Origin of the sequence: Arthrobacter bussei, from assembly GCF_009377195.2 — a bacterium.
Lineage (GTDB): Bacteria > Actinomycetota > Actinomycetes > Actinomycetales > Micrococcaceae > Arthrobacter_D > Arthrobacter_D bussei.
This window is the reverse complement of sequence record NZ_VJXX01000002.1, coordinates 164,380-182,819: the sequence shown is the minus strand read 5'-3', so window position 1 is coordinate 182,819 and position 18,440 is coordinate 164,380. Positions and strand designations below refer to the sequence as shown.

Sequence of the window (18,440 nt, the reverse complement as noted above, 5' to 3'; positions counted from 1 at the left end):
GAGCCGTAAGGTAGAACGTGTGATTGCGTGGAACTCGACTCCTGTCCCTGAACTCGACGGCACCCAGTCGGACATCACCCTGTTCGACACGGCCCTGCAGGGACGGACGGTCCTCGAACGGCATCCGGAGCGCAGCCTGTACGTCTGCGGCATCACGCCCTATGACGCCACGCACCTCGGCCATGCGTCCACCTACGTGGCCTTCGACCTCCTTAACCGCACCTGGCGGGACGCCGGCTCCACCGTGTCCTACGTCCAGAACGTCACCGACGTCGACGATCCCCTGCTCGAGCGGGCCGCGGCCACGGGCGTCGACTGGCGGGACCTCGCCACCGAGCAGATCGCCCTCTTCCGCGAGGACATGGAGGCGCTCAATGTCCTCCCGCCCGACCACTACGTCGGAGCCGTCGAGGCGGTCGGGTGGATCGTCCCCGCCGTCGAGGACCTCGTGGCCCGTGGCCTCGCCTACACGGTCCCGGGTGAGGGCGGGGAACCCGACGGCGACGTCTACTTCTCCCTGGATGCGGCCGCAGCGCTGGACGAGGACGACGACGCCCGCTGGTTCCTCGGTCAGGTCTCGCACCTCGACGCCGACACGATGGTGGCTCTGTCCGCCGAGCGCGGAGGAGACCCGGCGCGGCCGCACAAGCGCAACGCGCTCGATCCACTCCTCTGGCGCGTCGCGCGGCCGGCCGAGCCGAACTGGCCGGGAGGCACTCTCGGCGACGGCAGGCCCGGCTGGCACATCGAATGCGCCGTGATCGCGCACCGCTACCTCCCGGCTCCCTTCACGGTGCAGGGCGGCGGTTCCGACCTCGTCTTCCCGCACCATGAGATGAGTGCCTCGCACGCCTGGGCCTCGAGCGGATCCCCCCTCGCGCAGCACTACGCCCACGCAGGCATGGTGGGCTACGACGGCGGCAAGATGAGCAAGTCGCGCGGCAACCTGGTGCTCGTCTCGAAGCTCCGCCGCGCCGGCGTGGACCCGGCCGCCGTCCGGCTCGCCATCCTCGCGCACCACTACCGCTCGGACTGGTCCTGGACGGACGCGGTCCTCGGGGAAGCCGTCGCACGGCTCGCCGCCTGGCGGGCCGCAGCCGCGCACGCGGACCGTGCCGACGTCGCCCGTCTTCTCGCACAGGTCCGGGGGCACCTCGCGGACGATCTCGACGCCCCCTCGGCGCTGGCCGCGGTCGACGCCTGGGCCGCCGGCACTCACGGCGACGGCTCAGGCCGGCAGGACGTCAGCGACCTGGCGGATGCCCTGCTCGGGGTGCGCCTCTAGGCCGCCTTCTCGGCTTCAGCTCCGCGCCTGTTCAGCGCCGGAGCGCGGCGGATGTGGATCCTGTGACGGCTCCGCGGGCTGTTCTCCTCGGCGTGGCTGCTACCGCCGACGCTCACTGCTCGCGGCGGCGCTTCTTCAGGTAGCGCTCGAACTCGCGCGCGATCGACTCGCCGCTCGCCTCCGGCAGGTCGACGGTGTCCTTCGCCTCTTCGAGTTGACGCACGTAGGCGGCCACCTCGGGGTCCTCCGTCGCGAGCTCGTCGACCCCGCGCTCCCAGGCTTCGGACTCCTCGGTCAGGACGTGCGTCTCGACCGAGATCTGAAGGATCTCCTCGAGCTTGTTGAGCAGCGCGAGCTGCGCCTTCGGCGAGGGCGACTGCCCGACGTAGTGCGGCACCGCGGCCCAGAGGGACATGGTGGGGATGTCCGCGAGGAGACCCATCTCGGCGAGGACGCCGACGATCCCGATGGGTCCCTCGTAGGTCGACGGCTCCACCTCGAGGCTCTCCCGGACGAGGTCGTCGTCGGAGGTCACCGTCACCGGGATGGGGCGGCTGTGCGGTACGTCGGCCAGCAGTGCACCCACGAGGACGATGCAGTCGACGTTCAGCTCCTTCGCCAGCCCCACGAGTTCGGCCGTGTAGGCACGCCACTTGTAGGAGGGCTCCACGCCGTTGACGAGGATGAGGTCCACCGCTGAATCCGGCACGACGGCCTTGCTGATCCGCGTGTTCGGCCACTTGATGCGCCGCTGACCGGCGGAGTTCCGCTTGATCACGGGACGGGTGAACTGGAAATCGTAGAACTCGTCGGCGTCGATGGTGGAGATGCGTTCGCTGCCGAAGAAACGCCCCATGTAGGTGAGGGCGTCACTGGCAGCCTCACCGGCGTCGTTCCAGCCCTCGAAGGCCGCGAGCATGATGGTGATGCGCCGCTCCGGCTCGCCTGCATCCTGGAAGAGATCCTGCACGCCGGTCGGCTGGTGTTCGTCGAAGCTGTCCACGTTCTCACCCTAAACCCCGCCGCGCGGCCATGTCAGGCGAGGTTGGACGGCTACGCGGACAGCTGACGCGCGGTCCTGTCAAGGGGTCACCGTAGACTTGGGACCATGGCACACCACCCCACCGGCACCGTCCAGACCCTTGCCCGCGTCGAGGCCGAGCCGGACGGCAGCAGCACCGGCGGGAACCTCGGGAGGCTTCAGGGCGTGCTCTGGGACATGGATGGAACCATCGTCGACACCGAGCCGTACTGGATCCGCGCGGAGAGGGATCTCGTCGAGTCCTACGGCGGAACCTGGAGCATCGAGCAGGCCACCGCCCTGGTCGGCCAGGCCCTCGATTTCTCGGCGGGCCGGCTGCAGGAGGCCGGCGTGGACCTCGGGATCAGCGCCATCATCGAGCACCTGACCGGACGCGTCGCCGCCGACGTCGCCGCTGACGTGCCCTGGCGGCCCGGCGCGCGCGAGCTCCTGGCGGCCCTGCGGCAGGAGGGCGTCCCCTGCGCCATGGTCACCATGTCCGAACCACTGCTGGCGATGGCCGTCGCCTCGCACCTGCCGGAAGGTACGTTCTCCCACCTCGTCACCGGGGACCGCGTCTCCGCCGGGAAGCCGGACCCGGAGGCGTACCAGCTGGGCTTCGACCTCCTCGCCGCAGATCATCCGGGGCTCACGAAGGATCGCGTGGTCGCCATCGAGGATTCCCTGCCAGGCGTCACCTCCGCCCTGGCCGCGGGCCTCGTGACTCTGGCCGTCCCGCACTTCGTCCCACTCCCACCCGACACGCGCCGCACGGACTGGAGCACGCTGGAGGGCCGCACCCCCGCCGAACTCGCCGCCCTGGTCGGTCCCCGCGGCACGGCGCCTGCAGGGGAGCGGGCATGACCAGCACCCCGCCTCCTGTGAAAGCAGAACCGAGCCCGGGGCTGTCCCTGGGCCGCATCGCCGGGATCCCCGTGGTCCTCGCGTGGTCCTGGTTCGTCATCACGGCGTTCATCGTGCTGGTGTTCGGGCCGCGCGTCACCAACGCGTTCCCCGGGATCGGCGCGGGCGCGTACGCCGTCGCCCTCGGCTACGCGCTCCTTCTCGCCGCCTCCGTGCTCATCCACGAACTCTCCCACGCGCTCACCGCCCGGGCCTTCGGCTGGCCCACCACGCGGATCGTCCTCAACCTGTGGGGCGGCCACACGCAGTTCGCCAGCTTCAATGCGTCCCCTGGGCGGTCCCTGCTCGTCGCCCTCGCCGGGCCGGCCGCGAACTTCGTCCTGGCCGGTATCGGCTGGGGCATCCTGCAGGCCATGACCCCAGGGTCGGTCACCTACCTGCTGGCGACCATCCTGGTCTGGGCCAACCTGCTCGTCGCGGTGTTCAACGTGCTCCCCGGCCTGCCACTCGACGGCGGCCGCCTCGTCGAGAGCGCCGTCTGGAAAGCCACGGGGAGCCAGGAGAAGGGAACGGTCGCCGCGGGATGGGCGGGCAGGGTTCTGGTGATCCTGCTCCTCGCCGTGGTGATCGGGTTGCCCCTGCTCCAGGGCCGCTGGCCGGACTTCACGGTGATCATCATCGCCGTCGTCATGGGCGCCTTCCTCTGGATGGGTGCCACGGCGGCCATCGAGAACGCACGCATGCGGCTCCGCCTGCCGGCCATCAGTGCCGGGCGTCTCCAGCAGCGCGCTCTCGGGCTGCCCGCCGGGACGACCGTTCTCGCCGCCCGTCGCCTCCTGCGCGAGCACCCGGGTGCCGCCGTCGTCATCACGGGCGCCACCGGCATCCCCGAGGCCGTGGTGGACGAGGGCGCCCTCCTCGCCGTCCCCGAGGAGGTCGCCGGGACGACGGCGGTCAACGCGACCGCCCGGCGCCTCGCCGCAGGGGCGTACGTCCCCGAGTGGGCCGAGGGGCAGGAACTTGTCCAGTTCCTCGCCCGGCTGGAGGGCAACGAGTACGCCGTCGTCAACCGCCAGGGTGCCGTCACCGGTCTGCTGCACCAGCGCATTGTGGTGCAGGCCATCACGGGCAAACCCTCGCCCGGCGCCTGACCGCCGCGCCGGGGCCCGGAAGGCTGAGCCCCGTGCTGCCGACCGGCGCCTCGACACACTCCCCATCACTGACACTGCCGGCCCCGCCGGCACCTGCCGAAGGACCATCATGAGCGACACCCCGACCACCCCCACCGCGCCGTCCCCCGACGCCGAACTGCAGGCCGCGCCGCACGGCGCGGCTGCTCGCCGAGGGCCCTTCCGACCCGGAGAACGGGTCCAGCTGACGGACGAGAAGGGCCGGATGAACACCGTCACCCTCACCCCCGGCGGCGCCTTCCACACGCACAAGGGCTTCCTGCAGCACGACGCCATCCTCGGCACCGCGGAGGGGACGATCCTCGAGAACACCAGCGGCCAGCTCTACCAGGCGCTCCGCCCGCTGCTCTCGGACTTCGTCCTGTCCATGCCGAGGGGCGCCGCCGTCGTGTACCCGAAGGATGCCGGGCAGATCGTCACGATGGCCGACATCTACCCGGGCTCCCGCGTGGTCGAGGCCGGCGTCGGGTCGGGCGCGCTGTCCATCTCGCTGTTGCGCGCCGTCGGTGACTCCGGCTACCTCCACTCGTTCGAGCGTCGCGAGGAATTCGCCGACATCGCCCGCGGCAATGTCGAGACGATCTTCGGCGGCCCGCACCCCGCCTGGCAGATCACCCTCGGCGACTTCCAGGAACAGGTGGTGGAGCATGAGGAACCGGGCTCCGTGGACCGCGTGGTCCTCGACATGCTCGCTCCCTGGGAGTGCCTCGACGCCGTGGCCACCGTACTGGCACCGGGCGGAGTCTGGATCAGCTACGTCGCGACCGTCACCCAGCTCTCCCGCACGGCGGAGGCCATCCGCGCCGACGGCCGCTTCACCGAGCCCGACGGCTGGGAGTCCATGGTGCGCGGCTGGCACCTGGAGGGACTCGCGGTACGCCCCGACCACCGCATGGTCGCCCACACGGGCTTCCTGCTGACCACGCGCCGCCTGGCCGACGGGGCCGTCGGTTTCACGCCGAAGCGCCGGCCCTCGAAGACCGGGTTCAGCGCTGAGGACCTCAATGCGTGGACCCCGCAGGCGGTGGGGGAGCGCGACGTCTCCGACAAGCGCCTGCGCCGGGTGGCCCGTGATGCGGCGTCCACGATCCAGCGCGGCTCCCTCCCGGCCGAGGAGGCGCAGGCGCGACGCGACGCCATCGCCGACGGCGGCACGGTCGAGTAGAGCCCGGCCGCCGGGCGGACGGCGCCGGAGAAAGCGGCGCTCGCCGGACGACGTGGCCCGACACCGGCTCGGAGCGCGATGCCCGCCCGCGTCGGGTGCTGCCCTGAGTCGCCCTGCCGGCCCGCCGGCGCCTGCCGGCCCGACGTCGGTGCCGGCCCTGAGTCGCCTGCGGGCGCAGCGGGGAGAGCCTCGCCGTCGTCGCGCGTTGGACCTGAAGTGATGACCGTGCATCAGCTGCATCAGCTGATGCAGCAGGTGCGGGACGGCCGCGTCAACCCCGCGTCGTCGCACGAATCACCGGTGGGCTCCGCGGGGCGGGGTCTGCGCTAAGGTCGAAAGACAGCTGACGGACCGAACCCAAGGTGGCGAACCGATATGCCGGACTCCCAAGACAACCCCGCCCCTGACCAGCGGGACGTGTCTCCGCCCGCCGTGGATGCCTCGATCGCCCAGCGGCAGCTCAACGTCCTCCGCGACAAGCTCCGCCACATCGACCGGCAGCTCGCGGCCGCCACCCAGAACAACGGCAAGCTCGTCAGCGCCCTCGAAGCGGCACGCACGGAGATCGTCCGGCTGAAGGCGGCCCTCGAGAAGGAGGGCGCCGCGCCCTTCAGCTTCGCCACGGTCATGCAGGTCAATCCGCGGCGCCCCGCCGAGCCCGGCACCACCACCGAGGCCACCGTGCAGGACACCGCGGACATCCTCCAGTCCGGGCGGAAGCTCCGCGTCACCGTGAGCCCGCTGATCAACGTGCGGCAGCTCGCCGCAGGCCAGGAGGTGCTCCTCAACGAGTCCCTCACGATCGTCGCGGCCCTCGGCTTCGAGCGCGCGGGCGAGCTCGTCACGGTCAAGGAGCTCATGGGCACGGACCGCGCCCTCGTGGTCGGCCGGACCGACGACGAGCGCGTCATCAAGCTCAGCGGCCCGCTGCAGGCGGAGCGGATCCGCGTCGGCGACGCCCTCGCCGTCGACACGAAGTCCGGGTACGGGCTGGAGAAGGTCCCCCGGAGCGAGGTCGAGAACCTCGTGCTCGAGGAGGTGCCCGATATCGCCTACGGCGACATCGGCGGCCTCGGCCCGCAGATCGAGCAGATCCGCGACGCCGTCGAACTCCCGTTCCTGCACCCGGACCTGTACCGCGAACACGGGCTGAAGCCACCCAAGGGGATCCTGCTCTACGGCCCTCCCGGCTGCGGCAAGACCCTCATCGCGAAGGCCGTGGCGAACTCCCTCGCCGCCCGGGCCGCCGAGCGGGCCGGGCTCGAGCAGATTCGCAGCTACTTCCTGAACATCAAGGGTCCTGAGCTGCTGGACAAGTACGTGGGCGAGACCGAGCGCCACATCCGCCTCATCTTCGCCCGGGCCCGCGAGAAGGCGTCCGACGGCAGCCCCGTCGTCGTCTTCTTCGACGAGATGGACTCGCTGTTCCGGACACGTGGCACCGGTGTGTCCTCCGACGTCGAGACGACGATCGTCCCGCAACTGCTGAGTGAGATCGACGGCGTGGAGAAGCTCGAGAACGTGATCGTCATCGGGGCCTCGAACCGCGAGGACATGATCGACCCGGCGATCCTGCGTCCCGGGCGCCTCGACGTGAAGATCAAGATCCAGCGGCCCGACGCCGAGGGAGCTGCGGAGATCTTCGCGAAGTACATCACCCCGGACCTGCCCCTGCACGCGGACGACCTCGCCGAGAACGGCGACGACCCGCAGACCACCATCGCGGAGATGATCCGGCGGACGGTGGAGCAGATGTACTCCACGGACAAGTCCAACGAGTACCTCGAGGTCACCTACGCCAACGGGGACACCGAGATGCTGTACTTCAAGGATTTCAACTCCGGTGCCGTCATCCAGAACGTCGTGGACCGTGCCAAGAAGTACGCCATCAAGGACCTGCTGCTGGACGGCAGCAAGGGCCTGCGGATCGAGCACCTCATGCGCGCCGTGGTGGACGAGTTCCGCGAGCACGAGGACATGCCGAACACCACGAACCCCGACGACTGGGCGCGGATCTCCGGCAAGAAGGGCGAGCGCATCACCTACATCCGGACCATCGTGCAGGGCAAGGCGGGCCAGGAGCCCGGCAAGTCCATCGAGACGACGGCGAACACCGGCCAGTATCTGTGATGGAGACGGGTGGACGGCGCACGGGCCGCCCACAGGGGCTGCCTGCCGTCGGTGAGGGGATCTCCGTCCACCGCGTGATGGGGACGGAGACGGAGTACGGCATCATCGCGCCTGCCCTGCCGTCGGCCAACCCCACGCTGCTGTCCTCCCAGGTGGTCAACGCCTATGCCGCGACGCTGCGCGAGGGTCTCGGCAACCTGGCCGGTACGCGCTGGGACTACACCGACGAGACCCCGCTGACGGACGCGCGGGGCTTCCGGATGGACCGGGCCCGTGCCCATCCGAGCCAGCTCACCGACGAGCCGCCGGAGCTGGACGAGCTGACGGCCGAGCAGATCGCCCTCGAGCGCGGTGAGCCCGCCGAGGCGGCGGTGCTCATGAACCTCGTGCTGAACAACGGGGCCCGCCTCTACGTGGATCACGCCCACCCCGAGTACTCCTCGCCCGAGGTGACCAACCCGCTCGACGCCGTGCTGTGGGACCGGGCCGGTGACAGCGTGGCCGTCGCGGCGATGGAGCGGATCGCCGCCACTCCGGGCTTCTCCCCGGTCATCCTCTACAAGAACAACACCGACAACAAGAGCGTCTCCTACGGCTCGCACGAGAACTACCTCGTCCCGCGGAGCGTGCCCTTCTCGAAGCTCGCCGAGGCGCTCATCCCCTTCTTCGTCTCGCGGCAGGTCATCTGCGGAGCGGGCAGGGTGGGGCTCGGTGCGCTGAACCAGGACGCAGGGTTCCAGATCAGCCAGCGCGCTGACTTCTTCGAGAACGAGATCGGCCTGGAGACGACGGTCCGGCGGCCCATCATCAATACGCGGGACGAGCCCCACGCTGTCGCGGAGAAGTACCGGCGCCTGCACGTGATCATCGGGGACGCCAACCTCCACGAGGTCTCCAACTACCTGAAGACGGGGACGACGGCGCTGGTCCTCGCGCTCATCGAGCAGGGCCGCGCGCCCGTGCCCGTCCTCGAGGACCCCGTGGCCGCACTCCAGTCGATCAGCCACGACGCATCCCTCACCCGCACCGTGCAGCTCACCGACGGCCGCGCGATGAGCGGCCTCGACCTCCAGGAGCTCTACTGCGAGGCCGTCACCGCTGCCCTCCCGCCGGATGCCGACGACCAGACGCGTGACGTCGTCGCGCGCTGGCAGTCACTGCTCGCCACCCTGCGCCGGGATCCGATGGACGCTGCCCGCCAGGTGGACTGGATCGCGAAGCTCTCGGTGCTGGAGGCGTACCGTGCGCGGGACGGGCTCGACTGGACGGACCCACGCCTCGCGCTCGTCGATCTGCAGTACGCGGATCTCCGACCGGACAAGGGCATCTACCGACGTCTCGCGCGGCGGGGCGACGTCGAGCTGCTCGTCGGGCCGGTGGACGTGGCCCGTGCCGTCGTCGAACCCCCGCGGGACACCCGCGCGTACTTCCGGGGGCGCTGCATCGCCGAGTACCCGGCGGAGGTCGTCGGAGCGAGCTGGGACTCGCTGATCTTCGAACTTCCGGGCGAGCGGCGGCTGCAGCGCGTGCAGACCAGGGAGCCGCTCCGGGGCACGGCCGAGCTCACCGGTGCGCTCTTCGACGCGGCGGTCGACGCAGAGGATTTCCTGTCCCGATTACTGAGCGGCCCCGAGCGGCGCGTGGCACCATAGGAACCTGACCACCGCACGCATCACGACCACGAAAGGGTGGCCACCATGGCTTCACAGGACCGCATCTCCACCGGCGGCTCGACCTCGGGATCCGAGGAGGAACTCCCCGAGCCCGCCCCGGCGGCCCCCACCGCCCCCGCTGCCCCCGCTGCCCAGGAATCCTCGCAGACGCAGGGCGTGGACGATCTCCTCGACGAGATCGACGGTGTCCTCGAGTCCAACGCGGAGGAGTTCGTCCGGGGTTTCGTGCAGAAGGGCGGCCAGTAGCGGATGCTCCCGGACGATGCAGCCGCAGCCGTTCCACGGGCCGCCTCGGCCTCTTTCTCCGCCTACCTCGGTGAACACCACCCTGCACTGCTGCCCGCCAACCGGTCCCTGGGTCCCGTGACCGCCTCGACCGACGCCTCCCACCTGGCGCCGCACGCGACGACGATCGTCTCCCTGACCTTCCCAGGCGGCGTGCTGATGGCCGGTGACCGGCGGGCCACCATGGGCAACGTGATCGCCAGCAGGCACATCGAGAAGGTCTTCCCGGCCGACAACTACTCGGTCCTCGGCATCGCGGGAAGCGCCGGGATCGGCCTGGACCTGACCCGCCTGTTCCAGGTGGAGCTCGAGCACTACGAGAAGATCGAGGCCACCATGATGAGCCTCGACGGCAAGGCGAACCGGCTCGCGGCCATGGTGCGGCAGAACCTCCCGATGGCGATGCAGGGCCTCGCCGTCGTCCCGCTCTTCGCCGGCTTCGACACGGACCGCCACGTGGGGCGCCTGTTCTCCTTCGACGTCACCGGCGGGCGGTACGAGGAGCACGAGCACCACTCGGTCGGCTCCGGATCGGTGTTCGCCCGCGGCGCCCTCAAGAAGCTGTGGAACCCGCGCCTCGACGAGGCCTCGGCCGTGCGTGTCGCCGTCGAGGCGCTCTACGACGCCGCCGACGACGATTCGGCCACCGGTGGCCCCGATGCCGTCCGCGGGCTGTGGCCCGTGGTCTACGTGGTGGACGGTGCCGGTGCGCGCCGCATCCCCGAGCGCGAGCTGGAAGCGGTGGCGCACGCCATCATCGACGCCCGCTCCTCGGCAGGCAGGGAGGCATAGCCATGACGCAGCAGTTCTACGTCTCGCCCGAACAGCTGATGAAGGACCGCGCCGACTTCGCGCGGAAGGGGATCGGCCGGGGGCGGTCGGTCGTCGTGATGAGCTGCCGCGACGGCATAGCCCTCGTCGCCGAGAATCCCTCGCCCTCGCTCCACAAGCTCGGCGAGATCTACGACCGCATCGCCTTCGCCGCCGTCGGCAAGTACAACGAGTTCGAGAGCCTCCGGCAGGCCGGCGTGCGGTACGCCGACGTCCGGGGCTATTCCTACGCCCGCGAGGACGTCACGGCCCGCGGGTTGGCGAGCGTCTACGCCCAGAGCCTCGGCGCCGTGTTCACGGCGGAGAGCAAGCCCTTCGAGGTCGAACTGGTCGTCGCCGAGGTGGGTCGCTCGCAGGACGCAGACCACCTCTACCGCCTCACCTTCGACGGCTCGATCGCCGACGAGACGGGCTTCGTGGTCATGGGTGGCGCGGCGGACGCCGTCGTCGACGCCCTGCGCGGTTCCTGGTCCGCCGACCTCAGCCTTCCCGAGGCCGTCCGGGCAGCAGCCCGATCCCTCCGGCACGACGGCGTCGTCACCGCCGGGGCCGGGGACGCCGGTGCACCCGTGCTCGATCCCTCCGTCCTCGAGGTCGCGTTCCTCGAACGCGACCCGGACACGTTGCGGGGAAGCAGGCGGGCGTTCCGCCGCATCGGCGGGCCCGAGCTCGACCTCCTGCTGCAGAACGGGCAGGACAGCTGATGGACCGCCGGATCTACGGTGTGGAGACGGAGTTCGGCATCTCCTACTCCGGGCCCAACTCCCGGCCCCTCTCGCCGGAGGAGGTGGCGCGGTACCTGTTCAGGAAGGTTGTGAGCTGGGGGAGGTCCTCGAACGTCTTCCTCACCAACGGCTCCCGCCTGTACCTCGACGTCGGCTCCCACCCCGAGTACGCCACGGCGGAGTGCGACGACCTCGCGCAGCTCATCGCGCACGACCGCGCAGGTGAACTGATCCTCGAGGACCTCGTCGCCGAGGCGCAGCGCAAGCTCGCGCAGGAGGGCTACGACGGCAAGATCTACCTGTTCAAGAACAACACGGACTCCGCCGGCAACTCCTACGGCAGCCACGAGAACTACCTGATTCCGCGCAAGCTGGAGTTCGCGCGCCTCGCCGACATCCTGATCCCCTTCCTCGTCACCCGGCAGCTGCTCGTCGGGGCCGGGAAGGTCCTGAAGACGCAGACCGGATCCCTCTACGCCTTCTCGCAGCGGGCCGATCACCTGTGGGAGGGCATCTCCTCCGCCACGACGCGCTCCAGGCCGATCATCAACACGAGGGACGAGCCGCACGCGGACGCCGAGCACTACCGCCGGCTGCATGTCATCGCCGGCGACTCGAACATGTCCGAGACCACCACGCTGCTGAAGGTCGGGTCCGTCGACCTGCTGCTGCGGATGGTCGAGGCAGGCGAGATGATGCGTGACTTCCGCCTGGAGAATCCGATCCGCAGCATCCGCGAGATCTCCCACGACCTCACGGGACGCCAGCTGCTGAAGCTCGCCAACGGACGGCAGATGACGGCGCTGGAGATGCAGCGGGAGTACCTGGCGCGAGCCACCGCGTTCGTGGCGGACCACGGCGCGCACAACGCGCACGTCCCGACCATCCTGGACCTGTGGGAGCGGGTGCTCGACGCCGTCGAGACGGGCGACACGGCGCGGATCGACACCGAGATCGACTGGGCGATCAAGAAGAAGCTGATCGACCGCTACCTCGCACGGTCCGGGGGAGACCTCGAGTCGGCGCGCGCGGCGCAACTGGACCTCACGTACCACGACATCTCGCGGTCGAGAGGCCTGTTCTTCCTGCTGCAGGCGCGGGGGGAGGCCGCCCGCGTCGTCGACGACACCGCCGTGAAGGAGGCGGTCGATCTTCCGCCGCAGACCACGCGCGCACGCCTGCGCGGCGAGTTCGTCCGGCGGGCCAAGGAGGCGAACCGCGACTACACCGTCGACTGGGTGCACCTCAAGCTCAACGACCGCGCCCAGCAGACCATCCTCTGCAAGGATCCGTTCACCTCGGTGGACGAGCGCGTGGAGGCCCTGCTGCAGCAACTGTGAGCCGCCCGCACCCGTGATCGAGTGTCTGCCAGCACTTTCACAGGAGAAACCGCCGGCCGGCAGCCGTTAGGCTTGTCAGGGCCCTTTCTTCTGCGGGCAGCCTGAACCGGTCACCAACCCGAAAGTAGTTCTGTGCGAAAAGTACTAGCATTCCTCCTCCCGCTGCTGCTGTTGCTGCTGACGGGCTGCGGCGGGCCGACGACGGACAACCTGACCGGCGAGGAGACGGGGAACTCGGCCGGCGCCGCCGAGGTCTTCGACACCGTCGAGGTGAGCGGCGGATCCGACGAGGAGCCCCCGACCGTCGAGTTCGAGTCCCCCCTCGAGATCACGGGCGTGGCGGCCAAGACCGTCATGGAGGGCGAGGGCGACGCAATCGAGTCCGGGCAGCGGATCCGGTACCAGCTCGTCGCGCTGAATGCCACGGACGGTGAGGTCCTCGGCGACACGTACGCCCAGGGCGAGCCCCAGGTCCTGCCTGTCGACGACACACTCAAGGAGCAGGACGCGGAACTGTACGACGTCCTGGTCGGTACGAAGGTCGGCGCCCAGATCGCCTACACCCGCCCCTCGCCCGAGCCGACGGAGGGCCAGACCGCCCTGCCCGAGCAGCTGATCGTCCTCAAGGTCCTCTCCGCCGAGCAGCCTCCGCCCGAGCCCGAGGTGCTCTCGCCCGAGGACGTCCAGAAGCTCGACGACGAGGGTCAGCTGCCCACGTTCGAGTTCGACGACGCCGGCGTGCCGGCGGTCACCATCCCCGAGAACGAGCCCTCCGACAACCTCGTGATCAAGGTGCTCGAGGAGGGCGACGGCGAGGTCCTGACGGACGCCGACACCATCACCGCGAACTACTCGGGCTGGACCTACAGCGACGGCGAGAAGTTCGACTCGAGCTTCGATCGCGGTGAGGCCGCGGAGTTCCCGCTCAACGGCGTCATCACCGGCTGGACCAAGGGCCTGGCCGGACAGAAGGTCGGCTCCAAGGTCATGCTCGTCATCCCGGAGCCCTGGGCCTACCCGAACGCCCAGCAGGGACAGCCCTCCGGAACCCTCGTGTTCTACGTCGAGATCGTCAGCAAGGCCGCGGCGGAGTAGTCCGGCCGGCCCTCCCACACCCCCGAAGCTCCAGGAAAGGAAACCATGTCCTTCGGACAGCGTGACTTCGACCGGCAGAAGCCGGAGATCGACTTCCCCTCCCACGACGTCCCCACGGACCTCGTCATCGAGGACCTCATCGAGGGCAAGGGTGACGAGGCGAAGCCCGGCAACACCGTGTCCACCCACTACGTCGGCGTCGCCTTCTCGACCGGCGAGGAGTTCGACGCCTCCTGGAACCGCGGGGCGCCACTCGACTTCAAGGTCGGCGTGGGCCAGGTCATCCAGGGCTGGGACCAGGGACTGCTCGGCATGAAGGTCGGCGGACGACGTCGGCTGGAGATCCCCTCTCACCTGGCCTACGGACCCAGCGGCGCCGGTTCGGCGATCGGACCCAACGAGGCACTGATCTTCGTCGTCGACCTCCTGGCGGTCCGCTAGTACCACCTCCGCCCCGCCCGTCGGGCCGGAGGAGAGCACCACGGTTTCGTCCGGAAGGGACGCAGGTCGACGATCGTCGGCGTGCGTCCCTTCCGTGCTTGTAGTGAAGGTAGGGTTTCACCGTGTCCGCAAAACGTACCGAGCGCCTCCTCACCCTCGTGATCATGCTCCTCTCGAGCCGCCGGGGATTCACCAAGGAGGAGTTGTTCGACGAGATCGACCTCTACCGGGAGGCGACGTCCGTCGCTGCCCGGGAGAAGCTCTTCGACCGTGACAAGGCCGCGCTGAGGGAACAGGGGATCCCGCTCGAGTCCTTCAGCGAGGACACCCTCTTCGACAACGACAACACCGTGCAGCGGTACCGGATCAGTGCGGAGGACTACCGACTCGGCGGGGTGACCTTCCTGCCGGAGGAGTACGCCGTCCTCAACCTGGCCGCGGGCGTCTGGGACCAGGGGTCGCTCGACTCGGCGGCGTCGCGGGCCCTGCGCAAGCTCAGTTCGCGGAGCACCGACGGCGGCACCGAACTCACGCCCCTCATCCAGCCGCGCATCACCACCGACGCCCCCTACTGGGACATCGTGTGGCAGGCCCTGACCACGCGGACGCCGCTCCGCTTCCCCTACCGCGCCGCCAGTACCGGGCGCGAGGAGGTCCGCACCGTGCATCCATGGGGCATGGGGGCCCGGTTCGGCCACTGGTACGTGGTGGGGTATGACACGACGCGCAAGGCCGAGCGCTTCTTCCGGCTCTCCCGCATGACCGGTGAGCCCGTGGTGCTGAGCGGGACCTTCGACGTCCCCGACTCCTTCGACATGAACCAGACGCTCTCCTCGCTGTCCCGCAGCGAGCCGGACCGCACCGCCGTCGTCGCCGTCCGCCCCGGTTCGTGCCAGGTGCTGCGCGTCCGCAAGGATGCCGAGGTCCTGCAGACGGGGGAGGAGTGGGACATCCTGCGCGTCCCCTACGCCGCGTCCAGCCCCATGGCGGCGACGATCACCGGACTGGGCACCAATGCGCGCGTCGAGGAACCGCAGGAACTCGCGGTCGAGGTGGGACGGCTGCTCGAGAAGGCGTACGACGCCGCCCTGGCGGCTCCGCAGGGCCTCGAGATCACGGACGGTGTGCGTCCGGCTCCGCGACGCAAGTCCTCGTCGCAGGACCACCTCCTCCGGCTGCTCGACCTGGTGCCCTACCTCCTCGCGCACCCGGGCTCCGAGGTGGGCGAGACCGCCAGGAGGTTCGACGTGAGCGAGAGCCAGCTCACCAAGGATCTCGACCTCCTCTTCGTCAGCGGTCCGCGCCACTACCCGGACGGGCTGATGGACGTGAACATCGAGGACGGGCGGATCTACCTCACGAATGCCCGCGACCTCGCCGAACCCGTGAAGCTCAGCATGGACGAGGCCTGCTCGCTGATCGTGGGCCTGCAGGCGCTGCGGGAGCTGCCGGGCATGCGGAACAACGGGGCGATCGTGAGCGCCCAGACGAAGCTCACGGCCGCTGCCGGCGATGCGGCGCGCATCGGCACGGCGGTGGCCACGAAACTGACCGAGGACGACATCGATCCCACCCTGGAGGTGCTGCAGGCCGCGCTCCACTCGGGCGTGCGGGTGGAGGTGGACTACTTCGTCCCGACGCGGGACGAGATCACGCATCGCCTGCTCGAGCCGATCCGCATCTTCCTGCACCAGGACACCTGGTACCTGGAGGCGTGGAGCGTCGACTCCGACGGGCTCAGGAACTTCCGCCTGGATCGGATCCAGCGCGCCACGCTCACGGACCAGCCGGCGACGGCGAACATCGACGAGGAGTCCCTCGCCCGCGGGAGGAAGGCCGTCTCGCCCTACCGCTCGGGCGCGAAGGACCGCACGGTGACCCTGGTGCTCGAGCCCAGGGCGCGGTGGATCGCCGCTCAGTACAACGCCGAGGCCGTGCAGGAGCTCGGCGACGACCGCCTGGCGGCGAGGCTGCGCGTCGCCTCGAGCACATGGATCCCAGGCCTGGTCGCGGGTCTCGGCGGATCAGCCGCCGTCGTCGCGCCCGAGGAACTGCGGCAGGAGACCCTGCAGTGGCTCGCCGCCGCCCGTGCCCATCAGGCTCTGGCCTAGACTGGGCCTCATGCTCTGGTGGATGTGGATTGTGCTCTGGGTCGCGCTGGTGGCCGTCAGCGCGATCTTCCTCGTGGCGGTGGGCTTCGGCGTCTTCCGTCGCGGAATGCGAACTCTCGGTGAATTCGGGGAAGCCATGGATCGCTTCGAGGTGAACGCCCCGACGGATGCCGCGGGTCCTCCTCGCGCCGCGGGTGTCCCGGGTATCGCCGTCCCCGCCGTGTTCTCGGCGCCCGAGGACGTCCGAGCCGCCCGTGAAGTGGCCCGGACGCGCCGGCTCGACGACCGACGCAGCAGGCGTGTCCTGAAGCGTGACCGCCGTGGACAGCCGCAGCTCCTGCGGGACCTGCCCCACCTGTGACCTAAACTGTGGTGGGGATCAACGAGAGGAATTGGGCATGAGGCTCGAAGGCTGGCACATCGTCATCATCATTGTTCTTGCGATCGTTCTGTTCGGTGCACCGAAGCTTCCCGGTCTGGCGCGCAGCGTCGGTCAGTCGCTGCGGATCTTCAAGTCCGAGGTGAAGCAGATGAAGGACGAGAACAACACCGGTGAGGCCGGCACGGACCCGGTCGAGGGCCGTGTGGTCGACCCGGCTCCCCAGACGTACACCCCGACGTACCAGGCTCCCGTTCAGCACTCGCAGCCCGGTCAGCAGCCGGGTCAGTTCCACCAGCCCGGGCAGCCGGTCCAGCAGTACGGCGAGGGTTCCGTGGAGGGCCAGTCCCCGGCGGGGCCGTCCCGGCAGAGTGGTTCCTCGCACACCAGCCAGTAGCCGGTCCTTGATCCTGTGACGACCGAGAAGGTTCCTGCGCGCGGCAGGAAAGCGAATCCCGAGGGCCGGATGGCCTTGAAGGAACACCTCCGCGAGGCGCGTAACCGGCTGTTCAAGTCGGCGTTGGCGGTCCTGGCGGGGACCGTGGCGGGGTTCTTCCTGTACGAGCCGGTCCTGGAGGCGTTGGGTGCGCCCATCGTGGCCATCAACGAGCAGGACGGCCGGACGGCGTCGCTGAACTTCGACACCGCGGCGTCACCGTTCGACCTGCTCATCCAGGTGTCGATCTTCCTGGGCGTGGTGCTCTCCAGCCCGGTCTGGCTGTACCAGTTGTGGGCGTTCATCACGCCGGGGCTGAAGACCAAGGAGCGCCGGACGGCGCTGGGGTTCATCGTGGTCGCGGTCCCGCTGTTCCTGACCGGGATCTATCTGGCGTGGCTGATCCTGCCGAACGCGGTGCGCGTCCTGACGGATTTCACGCCGGACCAGTTCTCGAACCTGATCAGCGTGACCGTGTATTTCGCGTTCGTGCTGCGGTTGATGCTGGCGTTCGGTATCGCGTTCCTGCTGCCGGTGGTGCTGTTCGGGCTGAACATGGTGGGCCTGGTCTCGGGGAAGCAGATCCTGAAGGCGTGGCGGATCACGGTGTTCCTGGTGTGCCTGTTCGCGGCGATGGCCGCACCGGGTGGGGACGCGCTGAGCATGTTCTACCTGGCGGTGCCGATGCTGGTGCTGTTCTTCGTCGCGATCGGTCTGTGCCTGCTCAACGACAAGCGCCGGGCCCGCCGGAACGCGGCCCGGGACGCGGACGTGGAAGCACACGCCGACCGGGCGACACCCCTGAACGACCTCTAGCCCACATCCCGGCCGTCGTCCCCGCCTACCTGCCGAAGCGGTCGGCTGATCGGTGCGTCGCCATGGTGCGCCGCCTGGCCGGCCATCAGCCTGATCAGTACGCTGACTGCCATGGCCCACGTCCTGATCACCGGTATGTCGGGAGCCGGGAAGACGGCAGTGCTCCACGAGCTGTCCCTGCGAGGTCGCCGAACGATCGACACCGACGACGACGGGTGGGTACTGCCCGACGGCACGTGGGATGAACGCCGCATGTCTGAACTGCTCGCGTCGACCCCGGCCCTCATCGTCTCGGGGACCGTGGAGAACCAGGGCCGCTTCTACGACCGGTTCGAGGCCGTCATCCTCCTGAGCGCACCGATGGAGGTCCTCATCCGCCGCGTCGCGACCCGGACGAACAATCCGTACGGCACGTCCTTCGAAGACCAGGCGGTGATCCGTCGGCACGTCCGGGACGTCGAGCCCCTCCTCCGAGCCGGCTCTACCCTCGAGCTCGACAGCCGCCGACCGGTCGTGGAACTGGCAGACGACATCGACCATCTCATCGCCGCGGTCAGCACGCCGGGTGATCGAGGAGATGCCGCTTCGAGGTAGTGCCGGAGTCAAGAACCCGGTGCCGAGGAGATATGCCCGCCACTGCGGGCACGCCCATC

18 protein-coding genes are annotated in these 18,440 nt (G+C 69.6%); 17 read left to right on the top strand and 1 reads right to left on the bottom strand.

What is annotated here, in order from left to right; translation table 11 throughout:
* Positions 1-19 precede the first annotated feature (19 nt).
* Positions 20-1,285 carry a cysteine--1-D-myo-inosityl 2-amino-2-deoxy-alpha-D-glucopyranoside ligase gene (gene mshC, locus FNH21_RS09075; protein WP_191931796.1) on the top strand — a complete coding sequence of 422 codons (1,266 nt, stop codon included), beginning with the start codon at positions 20-22 and terminating at the stop codon, positions 1,283-1,285.
* Between the two features lie 112 nt (positions 1,286-1,397).
* Here mshC and FNH21_RS09070 read toward each other — a convergent pair whose 3' ends face one another.
* Entirely contained in the window at positions 1,398-2,288 is an 891-nt protein-coding gene (locus FNH21_RS09070) for a PAC2 family protein (RefSeq protein ID WP_338403218.1), read from the bottom strand.
* Positions 2,289-2,393: 105 nt separating this feature from the next.
* Here FNH21_RS09070 and FNH21_RS09065 point away from each other — a divergent pair, with 105 nt between their 5' ends.
* The 16 genes from FNH21_RS09065 (at position 2,394) to FNH21_RS08990 (ending at position 18,381) form a co-directional block, all read left to right on the top strand.
* Positions 2,394-3,170 (top strand): HAD family hydrolase, encoded by a 777-nt coding sequence (locus FNH21_RS09065; protein WP_152814496.1) that lies wholly within the window; start codon positions 2,394-2,396, stop codon positions 3,168-3,170.
* On the top strand, positions 3,167-4,321 hold the full coding sequence (locus FNH21_RS09060; RefSeq protein ID WP_152814494.1) for a site-2 protease family protein: 1,155 nt from the start codon (positions 3,167-3,169) through the stop codon (positions 4,319-4,321). The genes FNH21_RS09065 and FNH21_RS09060 overlap by 4 nt, the downstream gene beginning before the upstream one ends.
* Before the next feature lie 109 nt (positions 4,322-4,430).
* The gene (locus FNH21_RS09055; protein ID WP_152814492.1) at positions 4,431-5,525 is read left to right on the top strand and encodes a tRNA (adenine-N1)-methyltransferase; all 1,095 of its coding nucleotides are present in this window, start codon (positions 4,431-4,433) and stop codon (positions 5,523-5,525) included.
* A 375-nt stretch (positions 5,526-5,900) separates the two neighbouring features.
* Positions 5,901-7,655: a proteasome ATPase gene (gene arc, locus FNH21_RS09050; RefSeq protein WP_152814490.1), complete on the top strand. Its 1,755-nt coding sequence runs from the start codon at positions 5,901-5,903 to the stop codon at positions 7,653-7,655.
* Positions 7,655-9,307: a depupylase/deamidase Dop gene (gene dop / locus FNH21_RS09045; protein WP_422108763.1), complete on the top strand. Its 1,653-nt coding sequence runs from the start codon at positions 7,655-7,657 to the stop codon at positions 9,305-9,307. Before arc ends, dop begins: the two co-directional genes overlap by 1 nt.
* Positions 9,308-9,352: 45 nt before the next feature.
* Positions 9,353-9,574 carry a ubiquitin-like protein Pup gene (locus FNH21_RS09040; RefSeq protein WP_152814488.1) on the top strand — a complete coding sequence of 74 codons (222 nt, stop codon included), beginning with the start codon at positions 9,353-9,355 and terminating at the stop codon, positions 9,572-9,574.
* A 3-nt stretch (positions 9,575-9,577) separates the two neighbouring features.
* Positions 9,578-10,405 (top strand): proteasome subunit beta, encoded by an 828-nt coding sequence (gene prcB / locus FNH21_RS09035; protein WP_152814486.1) that lies wholly within the window; start codon positions 9,578-9,580, stop codon positions 10,403-10,405.
* A gap of 2 nt (positions 10,406-10,407) precedes the next feature.
* Positions 10,408-11,148: a proteasome subunit alpha gene (gene prcA / locus FNH21_RS09030; protein WP_152814484.1), complete on the top strand. Its 741-nt coding sequence runs from the start codon at positions 10,408-10,410 to the stop codon at positions 11,146-11,148.
* On the top strand, positions 11,148-12,509 hold the full coding sequence (pafA, locus tag FNH21_RS09025) for a Pup--protein ligase (protein WP_152814482.1): 1,362 nt from the start codon (positions 11,148-11,150) through the stop codon (positions 12,507-12,509). The genes prcA and pafA overlap by 1 nt, the downstream gene beginning before the upstream one ends.
* A 132-nt stretch (positions 12,510-12,641) precedes the next feature.
* Positions 12,642-13,604 carry an FKBP-type peptidyl-prolyl cis-trans isomerase gene (locus FNH21_RS09020; RefSeq protein WP_152814480.1) on the top strand — a complete coding sequence of 321 codons (963 nt, stop codon included), beginning with the start codon at positions 12,642-12,644 and terminating at the stop codon, positions 13,602-13,604.
* Between the two features lie 45 nt (positions 13,605-13,649).
* On the top strand, positions 13,650-14,045 hold the full coding sequence (locus FNH21_RS09015) for an FKBP-type peptidyl-prolyl cis-trans isomerase (protein WP_152814478.1): 396 nt from the start codon (positions 13,650-13,652) through the stop codon (positions 14,043-14,045).
* 122 nt (positions 14,046-14,167) lie between these two features.
* Positions 14,168-16,156: a WYL domain-containing protein gene (locus tag FNH21_RS09010; protein WP_152814476.1), complete on the top strand. Its 1,989-nt coding sequence runs from the start codon at positions 14,168-14,170 to the stop codon at positions 16,154-16,156.
* A 10-nt stretch (positions 16,157-16,166) separates the two neighbouring features.
* Positions 16,167-16,517, top strand: coding sequence for a hypothetical protein (locus FNH21_RS09005; RefSeq protein ID WP_152814474.1), 351 nt, complete (start codon positions 16,167-16,169; stop codon positions 16,515-16,517).
* A gap of 37 nt (positions 16,518-16,554) precedes the next feature.
* Positions 16,555-16,932: a Sec-independent protein translocase subunit TatA gene (tatA, locus tag FNH21_RS09000; RefSeq protein ID WP_191931795.1), complete on the top strand. Its 378-nt coding sequence runs from the start codon at positions 16,555-16,557 to the stop codon at positions 16,930-16,932.
* A gap of 69 nt (positions 16,933-17,001) precedes the next feature.
* Positions 17,002-17,787, top strand: a complete 786-nt coding sequence (gene tatC, locus FNH21_RS08995; protein ID WP_152814472.1) for a twin-arginine translocase subunit TatC — start codon at positions 17,002-17,004, stop codon at positions 17,785-17,787.
* Between the two features lie 111 nt (positions 17,788-17,898).
* A complete protein-coding gene (locus FNH21_RS08990) occupies positions 17,899-18,381 on the top strand; it encodes an AAA family ATPase (RefSeq protein ID WP_152814470.1) in 483 nt (160 codons plus the stop codon).
* The last annotated feature ends 59 nt before the right edge of the window (positions 18,382-18,440 follow it).